This is a genomic window from Rickettsia endosymbiont of Pantilius tunicatus (assembly GCF_964291875.1).
Lineage (GTDB): Bacteria > Pseudomonadota > Alphaproteobacteria > Rickettsiales > Rickettsiaceae > Rickettsia.
The window spans coordinates 1,035,710-1,052,406 of the sequence record NZ_OZ198175.1; the positions used below are offsets into that span (position 1 = coordinate 1,035,710).

Here is a 16,697-nt window from a genome sequence, read left to right on the forward strand (position 1 = left end):
TTACCTATAAAAAAGAAGTAACTATGGACAGTAATATCGAATAAAAATTTCTTTTTAAGATTTATTTATTATTCGAGAATTACTGATGACATGTACAAATAAACAAGTAGGTATTTTAATGCAAAAGATCAAAAAATATAATCAGATAATTTCTGCTGCAAAAGCAGGTATGAGTGTAAAAACAGCACGTAAATATTTAGGTGTTAATAAGTATCCAAGCGAATTACGAACAGTACGTAAATATAGGACACGTAAGGATCCATTTGTTAAGCACTGGGATGAAATAGAATCAATGCTAGGATCAGCACCGGAGTTGCAAGCAACTACCATATTAGCATATTTGACAGAAAAGTATCATGGAAATTATAATGGAAAGCAATTACGCTGTTTGCAGAAAAGGTTGAAACAATGGAGAGCTGAACATGGTAAGGATAAGCCAGTCATCTTTTTACAAAATATTCTTCCTGGCAAACAAAGCCAGTCTGATTGGACCAATATGAATCAATTAGGTATTTGTATTGATGGGAAACCATATTCTCATTTACTATTTCATTTTATATTGCCTTATTCATGTTGGGAAACTTTCAGCATATGCCATAGTGAAAGTTTTGATACATTAGCATCAGGGTTTGAAAAAGCTGTATGGGAGTTAGGTGGAGTTTTACCAGAGCATCGTACAGATAATTTAAGTGCAGCTACCAAGCAATGTGGTAATAGTAGACAATTTACAGAAAAATGGCAAGAATTGCTTGGTTATTACGATGTTGCACCATCGCGAAATAATCCCGGTGTCAGTCATGAAAATGGTTCTGTTGAAAAAAGTCATGATACATTTAAGCAAGCAGTGAATCAACATTTGCTATTACGTGGATCACGTAATTTTGTTGATTTAAAAGCTTATGAATTATTCCTTACACAAATTAAAGAAAAGCGCAATAGCTGTAGAAAAGAAAAATTAGCTGAAGAATTAGTTTATTTAAAAGAGTTACCAATCAGGAAATGGAATGCACCTACAATATTATCAGTACGTGTTAACCCAAGCAGTACAGTTAGTATTTTATCTGTAGCTTATTCTGTGCCTAGTCGCTTAATAGGTTATACTTTAAAAGCTTATATTTATTCTGAAGAAATAGAGCTTTACTATGGTAACAAATGTTTACAAAAAATGTTTAGAATCAGCAATGGCTATGTTATTGATTATAGACATATCATTGATAGTTTAGTACGTAAACCTGGAGCATTTGCCCAATATCAATATTATGAAGCTTTATTTCCACGTGCTATATTTCGTCAGGTATATGACCAGCTGATATCTATATATCCATATAAGGGGCATAAAATATATCTTAAAATATTACAATTAGCAAAAATGTATGGAGAATTGAATGTAGTTGCTGCATTAGAAATGCTAGTAGAAGAGAAGATTGAACCAATAATTGATCATATTACAGATTTACTAAATAGTCAGACTAAAACTGTTTGTTCAGTAAAAATTAATCAACCAGTACTGTCCGAATATGATCAATTACATTGCTTTAAAACAATGGAGGTCGCATGAGTAAAAAGATAATAACTCCGCAACCGCTAAATAATTTACTCAAGAACCTTTGTTTACCTACTTTTGCATCATGCTATAAATCAGTTGCAGAAAGCTTTGAGCAAGAAAAGAAAACATATATAGATTATCTACAAGAGTTAGCCATACGTGAGTTAGAACATAGACATCAGCAACGTATCGCCAGATTGCTAAAGCAAGCAAAACTCTCTCGAGATAAGTTATTAAGCAACTTTGATATTAAGCGTATCCCAGGATTATCGTCAACTAAGATCCAATATCTTGCACAAGGAGAATTTATGGATCGCTATGAAAATATACTTATTTTTGGTAATCCTGGTACTGGCAAAAGTCATCTTAGTATAGGTTTAGCACGTGAGTGGTGTCTTGCCGGTAGGCGTGTATTATATACAACAGCAGCTAATTTGGTTCAACAATTACTAGAAGCAAAGCTTAGTTTAAAACTTAAGCAAATTATTAAAAAATTCGATTATTTTGAAATATTGATAATTGATGATATATCATATGTACCATATAATCGTGAGGAAACTGATGTTTTATTTACCTTATTAGCTGAACGTTATGAGATGCGTAGTGTATTAATTACTAGCAATTTAGTTTTTGCAAAATGGAATTCCATTTTTAAAGACGAAATGACTACATCAGCAGCCATTGACAGATTGGTTCACCATTCTTCAATTCTTGAACTGAATACTGAAAGTTATAGAATCGCTACAGCAAAAGAAAAAAAATTAACTATAAAATTGGAGGATAATAATATAATACACTAGACAATATTTTTTACTCAAAAATAGGTAATTTTAATATTCGTCATAGGGAATTCTAATATTCGTTAGTCACCTGATTTACGCATTTGGATACCATGGTATTTACGGGCGTAATATATTCCTTTTTTGATTTCTTCTAAATTTATTGGATTTACCACTTTAGTATTTAAATAGTGAAGTTTATCGAGAAGTTTTTTAGCATAAATGCATTCTTCAAACCTTTCTTTCCAAGAGCTTAAATCTTCCATAAAAGTTTATTTTTAGTTAGTTGAAACAATTTTTGTAGCAGCTTATATTCAAAGTTAAAAGTTATAATAATAAATATTTTTTAAACTTTATGTTGCAAAATTCAGTCATAACTTACTTATAGAAAAGAATTAAAAAAATACACTTCACTTAAAACTAATATAACAAAACTTGACAAAAGCCTTGCTTGAGTCTAATTTATATCATGGGAAATTCATATTACGTATCCAGAAAATAATAAAAAATGCTATACATTTTACTGGATTGCTTTGTCGAAACTTTCAGTTTCTTCTTGCAATGACGGGAAAAAGCAATCCATGTGAGCAACGCATTACGTACCATTATCCTCATTAATCAAGACCATTAGCTACTTAAATTTTTTTTATATAAGTGACCATAACATTAGACATAAAACAATCTATTTTATTAGAAGAATTAAGCCAAATAGCAATAGAGCTTAATAAACCTAAGAGCTTATTTAAATTCTTTAACAAAAATAACCTTAAAAGCGGAATTTATTTGTTTGGTCCGGTTGGCACAGGTAAAACTATGCTAATGAATTCTTTTTTCGAAAAGCTTAACGTGCCAAAAATAATTATTCATTATCAAAATTTTATGCAGGATATTCATAAAACAATGCATAAATTACAACTGGAAAATCAAAAAGATATCGTACCCAAAATTGCTAAAGATTATGCTAAAAAAACTAGAGTACTTGGGATAGATGAATTTGAGATTAAAGACATCACCGATGCAATGATAATCGGTAGATTATTTGATGAGCTAATAAAGCAAAATGTTTTTATTTTTATAACTTCTAACTCGCAGCCTAATAATTTATACAAAGATGGACTGCAAAGAAATTCATTTTTGCCGTTTATCGATAAAATAAATAACGAATTTTATGTTAAATATCTTGATAATAATCATGATTACAGATTTGATAAAGCTTTGAATGTCAAAGGCGATAGGATCATTTATCCCCTAACATCTAAAAATCAAGGTAGGTTCCAAAAAATTATTGCAGATATTAGTGATAATAATTTCATTCCGCAAACTATTGAAGTTTTAGGGAGAGAAATATCCTTTCAAAAAGTTCATAAAAGAATATTAATCACTGATTTTAATGAACTATTTACAAGAAATCTTAGCTATATTGATTACGTCAATATTTGCCAGAAATTTAATATTATTATTGTGCAGAATATCCAAATTATAGCACCTGATAATACTAATTTAGCAGTTAGGTTTATCAACTTTATTGATAATGCCTATTTTTATAAAATTCTACTCTTTATGAGTTTAGAAGATAACCCCAATAAAATATATCAGGGATCAGCTAGAGCTGAAGAATTCAAACGTACTATCTCAAGGCTAAACGAAATGAATAGCGAGGCTTACTTATTAAACAACGATTTTAGAAACTGATTTAAAGTGTAATAATTTTTTTCCTGTTGACTTGCTAATTTTAAGGCTTTATCAAGAGTTGCTAGAGGTAAATCATAACGTAATGCTAACTCTAAATAACTAGCATCATAAATAGTTAAGCAATGTCGCTCTGCTAAATCCATTGTTTCAGACCAAATATGTTCTAAACTTGTTCGATCAACTTTAATACCTATCTCTTTTAATAAATAAATTGTACTTTGACGTTGAGATACATCAATACGCCTCTTCTTTCTGCATATAGTAAGGAATTACTTATTTCGAGTCCCCAAATAATCGGTACAATAGCACCTTCAGTTGTCGCTTTATCCAATAATTTATATTGCTTTGTCTCATTAGGCATGAACCACGAAAGAGTTACGGAAGCATCCAAAACAAACGAAGCCATGCTATTTTCTACCTATCTTTCTATAAAAATTCCATTCTTCAAACTCTGAAGGCTGTAAATTAATCTCTTGAGCAAGTTTTTAATTCTATTAGCAGCTATAATTGCAGCTTCTACGTCATGTGTAGCATTTACCGGAACAATCTTTGCAGTAATTTTTCCTCTTTTAGTAATTAAAACCTCTTCACCTTTAATTACTCTATTTAATAGCTTAGAAAAATGAGTTTTGGCATCAAAAGCCGTAATTGAACTGGTCATATAATTAACTAGTTGATTATAATAGCTTTTTAAGAAAATGTCAAAACTTACAGTGAGTCTTACTTATTAAACAACGATTTTAGGAATTAGATTTCAATTTTTTATTTATTTAAATCATTAAAAAATTTCATAAATTTATTGATATCTATTTTTATATCATCTTCTAAATGTTCTTCAGTTGTTCGATCTACGTAATAAGGATAATAATCGCATGACATATAATTTGCCATTCTTTTATAAAAGCTTCTCGGAGGATTTGTGCCGTGATCAATTTCCACGATTTTACATTTAGGAGTTGCAAAAATAAGATTGGCAAACCCTGAGCCGTGTATTCCGATTATTATTTTCGCTTTGTTAAAAATTTGAGCTTGCTCATGAGGGGAAAGTAGCTCTAAATATATTACTTTAAAACCAATCTTCTAGTGATTTAATTTGCCACTGATATTTTAAATTATTAACATAAATACGATCATACTCAAAGTTTGATTCTTTTAATATAATTAATCTAGGCAAAACTTGCAGTAGCCAATGATACCAATTTTCAGAGCCAGGAGATGAAATTACTGCTAGCTTTCCTTTAAAATATAATGGATTTTCTTCGTTAATATCTCGTTTCTTATTTACTAAACGATGTTGATCACCTGTGCTTGTTTGAGTATCTTGCAGAATATAACCTTCTTCAGTTAAAATTCCACCTTCATTAATTACTACGCCGTTTGGTAACTCTAAAATAAACTGACTAGTATTCTTTTCTTCGAGTAATTTTTTGATTTTTATATTAGAAGATTCTAATGATTCGACTGCAATGAATTGATGGTTATTATTTATTGCATAAATATTGCTAGCATAGAAAAAATAAAAAACTATGGGTATAAAATATTTTGTAAAATTTAACATTTTTGTTATTGTACTTTATTAATGACAGGGGGTTTAATTCCTCTTAAAAATTCTTCAGTGTTCAAGACTTTTTTACCCTCTTGTTGAAGTTTTTTTATCATTAATATTCCTTTCCCGCAAGCTATTTCTAAATTTTTGTTAATAATTGTTCCAGGAATAAAATTATGATATTCATTTGAATATTCTGCCTCAAGAATTTTGATCATTTTATCATTATATTTGAAATATACTCCTGGCCATGGATTCATCCCCCTGACTTTGCAATTAATAGCATAGGCAGAATCTTGCCAATTAACTTTACCCTCTTCTTTATTTAATTTACGAGCGTAAGTAACACCCTCATTAGACTGAGGTTTCGGCACCATCTTATCGATATTTGCAAGCGTTTTAATTAAGAGTTCTGCACCCAAATTAGCACATTTATCATGAAGCTCTTGCAGCGTGATTTTCTCAGGTAAGTCAAAATCCTCTTTCATCAATATATCACCCGTATCAAGCCCTGCATCCATCTGTATAATACATACGCTGCTTGTTTTATCACCCTCTATAATAGTACGCTGCAAAGGAGCCGCTCCTCTATGACGAGGTAAATCAGACGGATGAATATTAAGGCAACCATATTTCTTAGCATCTAAAATATTTTGCGGTATAATAAAACCATATGCAATAACAACTATTATATCAGCATCAATACTATTAATTAGATTTGTAGCTTCTTCATTTCGAAGCGTTGCAGGAGTGTATACAGGAATTTGAGCTTCATCAGCTAATTGATGTATGGGAGATTTAGTTTCACTAAGCCCCCTACCCTTAGCTTTAGGTGATTGCGTAAAAACAGCTGTTACTTGATGATTAGAATCTATAAGTTTCGTAAGAGCAGGGACGGCAAACTCTGGTGTCCCCATAAAAATCAGACGTTTTGCATAACTTGCTTTTAAAGGTAATTTGGGCGTCAATCCGGTACTCGCATCCTCACGTACTAAAGTGTACGCTGCGGTGCTGCGTGCCGTGTTTCCTGCAAATTCCTCTTTATTAGCTGCGTTATTCAAGAAGTCTATTATCTTCACACTATATTTTTTTTGAGTTTCTTAAGCTTACGAAGAGCTATATCGCGTTTCATGCTACTTAAATAATCGATCATTAGCTTTCCTTCTAAATGATCATACTCATGTTGAATTACTCTTGCAAGCCAATCATTAGCTTCAAGCTCTTGCAGCTTATTATGATAATCTAAATATCTGATTTTTATAGACTCTGATCTTGCTATCTCATAACGCTGCTGCGGTACTGAAATACATCCTTCGTTAGCTATAACAAGCTCTTCTGATTTTTCTATTATTTCAGGATTTACTATAAATAACGGATAGAAATCTTTTGGTCTCTTAATCGGATCATGATCTTTTATATCAATTACCATGATACGTTTTAGCACTCCAACCTGTACGGCAGCAAGCCCTCCACCATCTTCGTGATACATAGTTTCAACCATATCATCCATGAATTTTCGAATGTGGTCGTTGACCTCTGGAACGGCTTGAGATTTTTGTTTTAACCTTTCATCAGGTGCTGTAACGATAGGCAGTATTGACATATTTTTGAGTTTTTTCTTTTTAACTATTATACCATAAAACCCCTAAAATGTAAAGAATGCAAACTAACATAAGCTTTGTAATGTATTTAAGTATAGTATACTTAAATGATTTGGAGAATTGGAATGTAAAACAAGGGACGAGCACGCACATCCTGTACTCAATAGGTGAGCATGCGAGTTCTCTGAAGTTTTGCAGAGCCAATTCTTCAAAGCAGAAGAGTATATAGTTGCATAATAAACTCACTTGCCTACAATAATTTATTAAGTTAATAATATTTATTAAAAAATAATGGCAAATATCAGATAACATGTTAAATAAATAAGCTTACATGACAACTAAAGAGGAACACACTAATGCATTGGCGTGATATTGAAGAAATTGCCGAACATCTTGAAGATAATTACAGCGATGACTATAGCCCAAATATGAAACTAGCCGTACTAAAAGAAATGGTTACATCTTTAACAGATTTTGAAGATCATGAAGTAGAGGTTAAAGGGGAAACGCTGGAAGAAATTCTAGAAAAATGGAGAGAAATAAGGGAAGAGATGGAAGAAAACGAGTAATAATTATAGAATTTTTCAGGCAGTTTATAAATTAACTTTATAAAAATATATTACAAATAATAATAATACAGCAACTGCCTGAAAAAAAACTCTCATAGTCATAAGCTTTGAGCTAAATTTTCTATCAAATTTTCCACCAATAGCCATCGATACTACTCCTACAATCAAAACTAAGCCGGTTAAACAAAGAGCTATTAACAACCACATCATAATTTATATCTTATTTACTTATAGGAATTTATACTTTACCACTTTTAAAGCAACCAGTCTATCTATATTGAGCTGGAAATTATAAATTTTATGTTGTTTCTCTAAAAGGAAATTCTATCCATACTCCATCATCAAACTCATCTTCATCGTCATATTCTTTAACTAACCTTGCATCTAAAGGAATCTCACCTATTAATTTCTGTATTTGATTTATTTGCTCAGAAATATTTTGTAGATTCATATCTATTTTTCTTCCATAATCTAATATTCTTGTTTCTATGCTATTCATAAAATATTCTCCTGATTTTATTTGGTACCCTGGGTTAAGAACTTAAATTAACCCAAGGCATAAATTGTTAAGAATATTGTTCAAATAAAAGCTATAAGATATGTGAGTAAAATCTGAATTGTTTTGAAACTAGATATCTCTATACCTAAGGTATATCTAGGTATATTCTTGCTTTTTTTAAAGCATTTTAGTATGCTCGTAACAATATTATGATTTATATTAAACCAATAAATATATCTATTTTAATAAGTGAAATATTTACTGGTTTTTTTATAGTTATTAAATTTATACAGCTTAGATTATATTATTTTGTAGAAATGTAAAGAAATTTGTTTATATTTTTACTTTAAATATAAACAACATACTTAATATTAAAAACAAGCAGTAATTTTATTTTATGTCAAATTTAAAAACTAAAATTAATGAGTTAATGACTCAAAGAAAAATGAGTGCTAAAGATATTGAAAATTTAACAGGATTAAGTAGAAACACTGTTAATAGTATAATATTTGGTAGCTCTAAAAATCCTGGCATTTATACTATTAAACAATTAGCAAATGCTTTAAATGTAAAGGTAGAATCTTTAATTTCTGATGATAAAGAGGTTCAAATTGATATTTTAAAGCCCAAACAAATAAAATTATTTGGTGAAGTTGTAAGCCTTACTACAAATGTTATTTCCGATAAAAATATTGATTTTTCTATGCATAAAATTACTTCTATTATACAAGAAGTATATCAATGTGCTTTAAAAGGTAAGTCGGAAGAAGTACAAAAGCACTTAGCAGAATATTTAATGGATATGCATATAGACTCTGCAAACAAAATTTAAACTGTTTTTTTTAAGAATTCATTGCGTGGATCGATTTTTCCTCTTTCATCCTGCTACAAGCTCGCGGAATGACAAAGGAAAAATTGATCCACGCAAGCAAAACCCTTATGTCTTACTAACTAGCGTCAGTTCAAATTGTAAAACATTTTTTCTAATTCCTCTAAGCGTTGTTCTATTCTTTCAATATCTTTATCTGTTATGGGGCTTTCTAATAAATGTGCAACTTCATCTTTTAGAATATTTACTTCTCTTTCAATGAAGTCTAAATTAATATTGTGAATGGTTTTTTTATTTTGATTTGACATTTGATGCCTCCCGATTAATTAAAACCACCAAAGAGCATAACGTTGGTGGTTTATGTATTTAATAAGTATCTAAAATGATGCATAGTTTTAGATATTGTAAGGAGGTAACGATGGTGGTCAGGTTATTAATATAATTATAATTAATGAACCGTGCCCCGATATGTTACTCCTTACTTCCTTTGGTTCCGAACAATCAATAGAGCAAGGGGTTATTCACTTGATCTTAATGGTTGATCGTGAATAACCCCTTAGCTCGTACATAGAACAGGAGAGAAAACATGACAAAGAATATTTTTATAGGTATAGATGTATCTGAGGATACTTTAGATATATGGTTACACCCGTTGAATAAATATAAAGTTTTTGATAACAACCAAAAAGGAATTAATGAGCTAGTCGAATATATAGCGGATTATAATATTGCTAAAATTGTAATTGAAGCTACCGGAAGACTTGAATATGAAGCAGCAAATACTTTACAAAAAGTTGGATATTTAGTCTCAGTAGTTAATCCTTATTTTACATCAGCGTTTAGAACTATGAGAGGTAAGTTTACCAAAACCGATACTATTGATGCACAAATGTTAGCATTATTTGCAGAAAAAATGAATCCTGAATCTAGAAAAGTGGCGAATGAAATAGAAAAAGAATTAAAAGAGCTTACAGCTAGACGTAACCAACTAATTACTATGATAGTATCTGAACGCAATCGCTTACGTAGAGTTACTAATCAAAAAATAATTAATAGTATAAATAGTGTTATTAATTTACTTAATGATCAAAAAGAAGAAGTGGAAAAGCTTATATTATATCATATTTTAAATATAGAAAGTTATAAAGAAATATATAATTTACTTATTACTATCCCGGATATTGGCTCGATTATAGCAATAACCTTAATTACAGAGTTGCCAGAGCTTGGTAATTTAAATTGTAAACAAATTGCTTCTTTAGTAGGAGTAGCACCTCACTGTAAGGAAAGCGGTAAAACAAGATTTAAAGCAAAAACTAAAGGTGGTAGGAAAACGGTACGGGCGGCATTATATATGGCTGCTGTTACATCTGTAAGATGTAATCCCGCAGTTAAACCTTTTTATAAAAGACTTGTAGAAAAGGGAAAAGCTAAAAAATTAGCTCTTACTGCAGTAATGAGAAAAATAGTAATAATTGTCAATAACATTGTTAAAAACAAACGACCTTGGCAAAACCAATATAAAATATTCTCTTGACTTCTCGAACACAATCATCGGGAGGTAAGAAAACCGTTACAACAGTTTACAATAGCCTTTAGGTTTAAGGTATGCACCTTAAACCCTGGACATAACTATTGCCCCCCCCCGACCTTAATAAAGCCGAGGATGGTATCATTTAATGGTAGATACCCACCATGTAACAAGAAGTTTCGACACCCCAAAGCAGTTTCTAACTGCTTCAGTTAAAATTTATACTTAACTCCCCAAAAAAGTCAATTAATTTAAGTACAGTCAAAATTACAATGTTTCTACGTTTCCAATTATTTCTAATTTATAATCATTAGCAAATCTTTCCACCTCGCTATGATTACCATAATTGTCAAAATCTATTAATAGTTCTTCTTGAGAATTTTTATAAATTATATTTGTAAATAAACGCATATCACCGTTTTCCACAACTTTATTTTGTAAGAACTTAATACCATTAATGCTTGTTTGACAATATGTAATACCTTTTGATATGGCGTTAGTAAAAGAATCAATAAGGTTATTATCTAATTTATTTAAAATTTCCTCTTTAATTTTTGCAAAGCAATTAAGCCCTTTATATTTACCTACAAAAGTAACATCATTAGTTGTAATTCTTTGTCCTTCGATATTCCAACTACCAATAATTTTGTCATTAGTAATTTTTTGACTAATTTCAAGAATTTTTTGCTGCTTTATGCGTTGATAATACGCATGTATTTCTTTTGCATCATATTGCTCAATAAGCTCTTCTATATTTTCAGCTTTATTGTCTTGAGAATAATTTGCAAAAATTTCTTGCTGCTTTTCTTCATTTAATTGATTAGCATATTCTTTAGCTTTGTCTTGATTATTATTTAATAAGGCAGCTGCTATACCAATTTCTAAAGTATTTTCGTTTTTATAGTCATATTTTAAAGCGTTTTCTACCTTTTGCGGTACAGAGGCAGAATCCCCGCTAGCAATTAAAACAGTATTAGAGATATTAATAATATCCGTAGCTTCGCTTCCTGCTAGATTATTTTTATCAATAACAATTTGTATATCTTCACTATTTCCCCATAATCCTAATAAAGCTTTTAATCGGCATAAAGATTTATTTTGTAATGATTCTTCCTTAGGAATTTTTGGTATAATCTCTTTTGCAAAATTATATTGTCGAGTATAAAGTGCCGTTGAAAGCAATAATATATCATCGCTACAATTACTAAGAAGTTTTTTAAACACTTTGATTTTATCAGCACTAGAAAACTTATTTTCATTAAATTTAGCTATATATTCTAGATTTTGAATTAGAAAATGTAAAACCGGAGGTACTACTGCTTTATTAATTAATTTTAACTTTGAGGCGGAAATATTAGGAAGATCAAGGGCTATCTCTAATAAGATTTTTATGTCTTTAGATTCCAAATTATTTATATAATTTTTTGCATTTTCTATTTCATTAAGTTTTGTATGAATCTTATAAAGATCTAGTGTTGTATCTAGATCATTTGGTAAATATTTTAAAGTGTGTAAATAATATTTTTTTGCAGATTGATAATCCGCTTTTTTGTAATATGCTAATCCAAGGTTATAATAACAATTACCTATATCTACATTTTTATTTGCTAAATCTTCATTATCTATATTTACTAACTTACTTTCCAATAATTCTATTGCTTCATCAAAACATCCTTGTGATAGTAAACTGTTAGAAAAGTTTGATAATCCACAAAAATTTTGTTGAATGTGCTTTTCTAATATTCTAGAAGCATGAATTTGTGCTTCTGGCTCTAGCAAAGATATAAACCCTAAAATAGTCGCTGCAGAATTTTCATATTTATCATAGTTACTTCTTGAAAATAAGGTTAAGGTTACATCAGCAGTTTTTAACAGTTCTTTTATTAATTCTTCAGCTGTCTGTTTATGATTACTTTTTATAGCAACATTTATAGCAAGACACATAGCTTTTATTTTAAAAAATGTGCTTTCCTTAAACTCTAAATTATTATTTTCTTTAGCCTTAAGTGAACATCTGTATAGTTTTTTGCCTATTTTATATTCAAAGACTTTTTCAGATAATTTTGTAATTTCATACTTATTAAGTAATCTATTATCTTTAAATTCTTCATACTTATAATTATTAAATAATGTTATTATAACATCTTGTATAAATGTTATAGCATTTTTTTTAGATGCATAATTAATTAAGTAATCAATAATTTCTACCGAACCTTTAATATTTTTTATGAAGTTAATAGAATCATGTAAATTATCAGGATCAAATTCTGCTTTCTTTAGCCTTTGTTCGTGCAGCTTTAAATTATTACTATTAAGAAGAATAGGTTTATTATCAGGAAAAGTAATAATTTTAGGGTTATTTGGTATAGTCCTAGAACTTTCTTGATTTATCATAATTTATTAACTCTAATTAATTTTTTAATGAGTTAAGAACTATTTTTAATTTTTTGTAAAGTTTTGTTTACCTAATATATCTCGTATAAACGAAGAGTTGGTAGACGAAGTTTTATTTGGAAAAGAGCAAGAAGGCTGTAAGCCGAGGAGCGGAGCGTACAAAAGTACGTGAGCATCTGAGGATTTACAAAGTCGACGTAGCCAATTTTTCAAATAAAACAAGTATGCATAGTGATAGAAAGCAAAATATAATACCTTGCTATTTTGTATTAGTATTAAAACAACCAACTCATAACAATTAATTGCAGATTGATTTTATTAAAAAACCTTTAAAATATTAATTTGACAATTAATATTAACTCAACTATTAATAAACTCATTAATAATAAAATTAAAAATTATATGCATCCAACTTATATAAAATTTCGTACACCTGATTCTGGATATTTAAAAAATTTGTGTGAAGCACTTTTTAATGTTAAAACTTTAGAGCAAACAAATGAGTTTAAAGCTCTTATTAAACAAGCTCTTAATAAAGGGTTTGATATTAATATGAAAGATGGAGATCATTGCACTCTTCTATATTATTCCTGTACACTGAAATTGTATGAGATAGCTCAATTTCTTTTAGAAAATGGAGCTGATCCTAATATTAGAAATACTGTATATGATCAGATTACGCCTTTGTCTATCATAAGAGCACACCCAGAAACAAAAGATAGCACTGATTTAACAAAACTTATTTTACAGGCTGCTAAAAATTATAATAATAATTCTACAGTTGAGAAATTAACTGAACAGTTAATTGATGAAATCGAAATACCAGAACTTGAGCTGACTGGTAAAACAGCTGAAGTTACAGCTGAAACAATTTAAATTTTCTACAAAGTATAAGGGGAACAAAATATCCCCTCTTTTTAATCTCCCTATTTTCTAGATTTATCTATATAAGCTTTATTACTAATTAAACCCATACCGTAAGTTTTACAATATTCAAGCATTTCTATTGAGTCGGGATGCTCCGCTCCAAAATCTATAATTTGTGGTTTAGCAAAAAATTTATAGTTAAGCGTGTCTTTTCTTTTACACGCAACCTTTGCTCCTTTAAGATTTACTTCGCTTACTTGTGCTACATTCTTATAATTTCTTCTATAAACATTAAAATATATACCTCGTGCATCCATATAGCTATCTAAAGCTTCCTCAAGTTTACCATCCGCAAATAATATATCCCCTCTTATTGTGCATGTAATAGCTATTATAGGGTTGAATACATCGGGCATTCTTCTACTCATAAAGTTTTTATCATTGTTCTTAAAAATCTCTAGTGCCTTATTTGCATATTCTAAAGCTTTGTCTTTTTCACCTAAACCGAATAATGCTATTGCTTTTTGAGTAAATATTCTACCAAATATTACATTCGTTTCTTTTCCTACACGCTTTTGCATGTTATATACCTGCTCTACTTGATTAAGAGCCTCTTGATATTGCCCTAGTTTACTTAATACTTCAGCTTTAGTTAAATAATTACCAGTGAGAAATAAAGCATCTGGAGATAATCCCCCGGAGATAGCAGTCTGAATAGATAAATTAATCTGCTCTAATGCTTCAAGATATTTTCCTTCTATAAAAAGTAATTTTGCTTTAGCACCATATAACATTGTTTTATCAGAATTATCTTCCAACTTTTTATCTAGCTGCTGTTTTAAAATTTGTATGTTTTTTTGTGCTTCCTCAATATTTCCTATTGAAACATATACAAGTGTTAAACCAAATACTACATTAGCTTTCATTTCTTCTTATCCTTTAACGTCTTCAAATACTTTATTAGCTTTGGTCAAATATTCTATAGATCTCTGATAATTAGGATATTTTAAGTAATATGCTCCTATTAAGTTTAAATATTCGGCATATACTCGCTTTTATTCATTATTCATTAACCATAATTTATATTTTCCATCTATATCGTTTTTATCAAACCAATCGACTAATATTTTTCCACCTACTAGATCATAAGAATTATCACACTGCACTATTTGTTTTAGTTTCAACTCTAATAATTTATAAGTACCTATATTATATTTTTCAGCATTTTGAGTCATTATCTCAATATTTTCTGGCACTGTTTTAGCGTTTCTATACATAAACGCTTTTACTCCACCTTGTGGTGTACCATTAATAAATTGTAATAGTTGAGATTTTATCTTACATTTAGTAAAATAAATTAATTATTAAATGGAGATAAGAAATGAACTTAAATCAAAAAATAATAAAGCCAAAATTAGGATTACTAGAACTCGCTAAGAGTCTTGGTAGCATATCATCAGCATGTAAAGCGATGGGCTATAGCAGAGATAGTTATTACAGATTTAAAGAACTGTATGAAACTGGTGGTGAAGAAGCGTTGTATGAAATTAGTCGAAGAAAGCCAATAATAGCCAATAGAGTTGATCCAGCGATAGAGAAGGCAGTAATGGATATGGCAATAGAATATCCAGCATATGGTCAGCTAAGAGTATCAAATGAGCTTAAGAAGAGCGGTATACTTGTATCACCTGGAGGAGTGAGATCAATTTGGTTACGTAATGATTTAAACAATATCAATAAAAGGCTTAAAGCATTAGAAGCAAGGATGGCTCAGGATGGTATTGTACTTACTGAATCTCAGTTACAAGTACTAGAGAAACGACGTAGCGAAAAAGAAGCCCATGGCGAGATTGAGACACAGCATCCAGGTTATCTAGGATGCCAAGATACATATTATGTAGGAAATTTTAAGGGTATAGGTAAGGTTTATTCTCAGGTATTTATTGATAGCTATAGCAGAGTAGCTGATGCTAAACTATATACTGATAAAACAGCTTTAACTGCTGCTGATATGCTTAATGACCGCGTGTTACCATGGTATGAAACTCAAGGCATACAATACTTCGTATTCTGACAGATCGCGGGTCAGAATATAAGGGAAATATAGAGCATCATGCTTTTGAATTATTTCTAAGTATCGAAGGTATAGAACATACTATTACTAAAGCATATTCTCCTCAAACAAATGGTATGTGTGAACGTTTTAATAAAACTATGACACAAGAATTCTTTGATACAACTATGCGGAAAAAGATCTACACTGATCTTGATGATTTACAATTAGATCTTGATATTTGGTTAGAGCATTTCAATAATGAGCGACCACATTCAGGAAAATATTGTTATGGTAAAACGCCTATGCAAACTTTTAAGGATAGTAAGAAATTAGCTATTGAAAAGAACAATGAAATCTTATATCTTGAATACTCATCTGACAGTCATAATTTATCAGATATTCAGATATAATTTTTATAGTGTCTGTAAGATCAAATCTTGACTTCTACAAATAAATTTTGTAACTGCCTCTTCTAAATATTTACTATTATTTGCACTATTTTTTTCTAATATTTTCTGTGTAATAACATCATGCATTTCGAAAACAGGATTATCCTCACTAGCATCTATATTTGATATTAAAGCAAATTTTGATAGCTCAAAAATATCATCATCTAAATTATTTGCATTATTAGTAATAATACCAAAGAAAACCTTTGGAAAAACTTTGATTATTGAGTAATGCTATTTTACTCAGAAGCTGTTTAGCACTAGGGCTTAATTGATTAATGTCATTGTCAATTAGAAAGGGACCAGTAAATTACGTCAAAAAGGGACCACTATATTTAA

Annotated in this window: 19 protein-coding genes and 3 pseudogenes; 8 read left to right on the forward strand and 14 right to left on the reverse strand. The window is 29.8% G+C overall.

Features of this window, described 5'->3' with window-relative positions:
• The first annotated feature begins 85 nt into the window (after positions 1-85).
• Positions 86-1,558, forward strand: coding sequence for an IS21 family transposase (gene istA / locus ACICQC_RS06025; protein WP_395476339.1), 1,473 nt, complete (start codon positions 86-88; stop codon positions 1,556-1,558).
• On the forward strand, positions 1,555-2,346 hold the full coding sequence (istB, locus tag ACICQC_RS06030; RefSeq protein ID WP_395476338.1) for an IS21-like element helper ATPase IstB: 792 nt from the start codon (positions 1,555-1,557) through the stop codon (positions 2,344-2,346). Before istA ends, istB begins: the two co-directional genes overlap by 4 nt.
• A gap of 65 nt (positions 2,347-2,411) precedes the next feature.
• Here the strand turns inward: istB and ACICQC_RS06035 are convergent.
• Positions 2,412-2,591 (reverse strand): annotated as a pseudogene (locus ACICQC_RS06035) (guanosine polyphosphate pyrophosphohydrolase); the annotation flags it as partial.
• Between the two features lie 388 nt (positions 2,592-2,979).
• On the opposite strand from ACICQC_RS06035, the gene zapE reads away from it, so the two are divergent.
• Positions 2,980-4,017: a cell division protein ZapE gene (zapE, locus tag ACICQC_RS06040; protein WP_395476368.1), complete on the forward strand. Its 1,038-nt coding sequence runs from the start codon at positions 2,980-2,982 to the stop codon at positions 4,015-4,017.
• 199 nt (positions 4,018-4,216) lie between these two features.
• Here zapE and ACICQC_RS06045 read toward each other — a convergent pair whose 3' ends face one another.
• The 7 genes and pseudogenes from ACICQC_RS06045 to def all read right to left on the reverse strand — a co-directional run bounded on the left by ACICQC_RS06045 (position 4,217) and on the right by def (position 7,166).
• On the reverse strand, positions 4,217-4,423 hold the full coding sequence (locus ACICQC_RS06045) for a type II toxin-antitoxin system VapC family toxin (RefSeq protein ID WP_395476369.1): 207 nt from the start codon (positions 4,421-4,423) through the stop codon (positions 4,217-4,219).
• A gap of 12 nt (positions 4,424-4,435) precedes the next feature.
• The gene (locus tag ACICQC_RS06050; RefSeq protein WP_395476370.1) at positions 4,436-4,678 is read right to left on the reverse strand and encodes a type II toxin-antitoxin system Phd/YefM family antitoxin; all 243 of its coding nucleotides are present in this window, start codon (positions 4,676-4,678) and stop codon (positions 4,436-4,438) included.
• Positions 4,679-4,779: 101 nt separating this feature from the next.
• Positions 4,780-4,908, reverse strand: coding sequence for a hypothetical protein (locus tag ACICQC_RS06055; RefSeq protein WP_395476371.1), 129 nt, complete (start codon positions 4,906-4,908; stop codon positions 4,780-4,782).
• 105 nt (positions 4,909-5,013) lie between these two features.
• A pseudogene (locus ACICQC_RS06060) lies at positions 5,014-5,094 on the reverse strand (capsular biosynthesis protein); the annotation flags it as partial.
• Complete coding sequence (locus ACICQC_RS06065; protein ID WP_395476372.1) at positions 5,084-5,575, reverse strand: hypothetical protein; 492 nt, start codon at positions 5,573-5,575, stop codon at positions 5,084-5,086. The pseudogene ACICQC_RS06060 and the gene ACICQC_RS06065, both read right to left, overlap by 11 nt.
• Before the next feature lie 5 nt (positions 5,576-5,580).
• Positions 5,581-6,480, reverse strand: a complete 900-nt coding sequence (gene fmt, locus ACICQC_RS06070; RefSeq protein ID WP_410526289.1) for a methionyl-tRNA formyltransferase — start codon at positions 6,478-6,480, stop codon at positions 5,581-5,583.
• 158 nt (positions 6,481-6,638) lie between these two features.
• Complete coding sequence (gene def, locus ACICQC_RS06075) at positions 6,639-7,166, reverse strand: peptide deformylase (protein WP_395476374.1); 528 nt, start codon at positions 7,164-7,166, stop codon at positions 6,639-6,641.
• A 354-nt stretch (positions 7,167-7,520) separates the two neighbouring features.
• Here def and iscX point away from each other — a divergent pair, with 354 nt between their 5' ends.
• Positions 7,521-7,733 (forward strand): Fe-S cluster assembly protein IscX, encoded by a 213-nt coding sequence (gene iscX, locus ACICQC_RS06080; RefSeq protein ID WP_395476375.1) that lies wholly within the window; start codon positions 7,521-7,523, stop codon positions 7,731-7,733.
• 24 nt (positions 7,734-7,757) lie between these two features.
• Here iscX and ACICQC_RS06085 read toward each other — a convergent pair whose 3' ends face one another.
• Entirely contained in the window at positions 7,758-7,943 is a 186-nt protein-coding gene (locus ACICQC_RS06085; RefSeq protein ID WP_395476376.1) for a twin transmembrane helix small protein, read from the reverse strand.
• An 88-nt stretch (positions 7,944-8,031) separates the two neighbouring features.
• Complete coding sequence (locus tag ACICQC_RS06090; RefSeq protein ID WP_395476377.1) at positions 8,032-8,232, reverse strand: hypothetical protein; 201 nt, start codon at positions 8,230-8,232, stop codon at positions 8,032-8,034.
• Positions 8,233-8,629: 397 nt separating this feature from the next.
• Here ACICQC_RS06090 and ACICQC_RS06095 point away from each other — a divergent pair, with 397 nt between their 5' ends.
• Positions 8,630-9,064: a helix-turn-helix domain-containing protein gene (locus ACICQC_RS06095; RefSeq protein ID WP_395476378.1), complete on the forward strand. Its 435-nt coding sequence runs from the start codon at positions 8,630-8,632 to the stop codon at positions 9,062-9,064.
• Between the two features lie 125 nt (positions 9,065-9,189).
• Here the strand turns inward: ACICQC_RS06095 and ACICQC_RS06100 are convergent, their stop codons facing one another.
• Positions 9,190-9,369, reverse strand: coding sequence for a hypothetical protein (locus ACICQC_RS06100; protein WP_395476379.1), 180 nt, complete (start codon positions 9,367-9,369; stop codon positions 9,190-9,192).
• 278 nt (positions 9,370-9,647) lie between these two features.
• Here ACICQC_RS06100 and ACICQC_RS06105 point away from each other — a divergent pair, with 278 nt between their 5' ends.
• Positions 9,648-10,598 (forward strand): IS110 family transposase, encoded by a 951-nt coding sequence (locus tag ACICQC_RS06105; RefSeq protein WP_395476380.1) that lies wholly within the window; start codon positions 9,648-9,650, stop codon positions 10,596-10,598.
• Between the two features lie 261 nt (positions 10,599-10,859).
• On the opposite strand, the gene ACICQC_RS06110 is transcribed toward ACICQC_RS06105, so the two are convergent.
• A complete protein-coding gene (locus tag ACICQC_RS06110) occupies positions 10,860-12,986 on the reverse strand; it encodes a tetratricopeptide repeat protein (protein WP_395476381.1) in 2,127 nt (708 codons plus the stop codon).
• Positions 12,987-13,388: 402 nt separating this feature from the next.
• Here ACICQC_RS06110 and ACICQC_RS06120 point away from each other — a divergent pair, with 402 nt between their 5' ends.
• Entirely contained in the window at positions 13,389-13,862 is a 474-nt protein-coding gene (locus ACICQC_RS06120) for an ankyrin repeat domain-containing protein (RefSeq protein ID WP_395477662.1), read from the forward strand.
• 50 nt (positions 13,863-13,912) lie between these two features.
• On the opposite strand, the gene ACICQC_RS06125 is transcribed toward ACICQC_RS06120, so the two are convergent.
• Together ACICQC_RS06125 and ACICQC_RS06130 are read right to left on the reverse strand one after the other, a co-directional pair.
• Positions 13,913-14,779 (reverse strand): tetratricopeptide repeat protein, encoded by an 867-nt coding sequence (locus tag ACICQC_RS06125; protein WP_395476383.1) that lies wholly within the window; start codon positions 14,777-14,779, stop codon positions 13,913-13,915.
• Positions 14,780-14,908: 129 nt separating this feature from the next.
• Positions 14,909-15,130 carry a hypothetical protein gene (locus tag ACICQC_RS06130; protein ID WP_395476384.1) on the reverse strand — a complete coding sequence of 74 codons (222 nt, stop codon included), beginning with the start codon at positions 15,128-15,130 and terminating at the stop codon, positions 14,909-14,911.
• Positions 15,131-15,234: 104 nt separating this feature from the next.
• Between ACICQC_RS06130 and ACICQC_RS06135 the strand changes: the two are divergent.
• Positions 15,235-16,319, forward strand: a pseudogene (locus ACICQC_RS06135) (IS481 family transposase).
• Positions 16,320-16,697 lie beyond the last annotated feature (378 nt).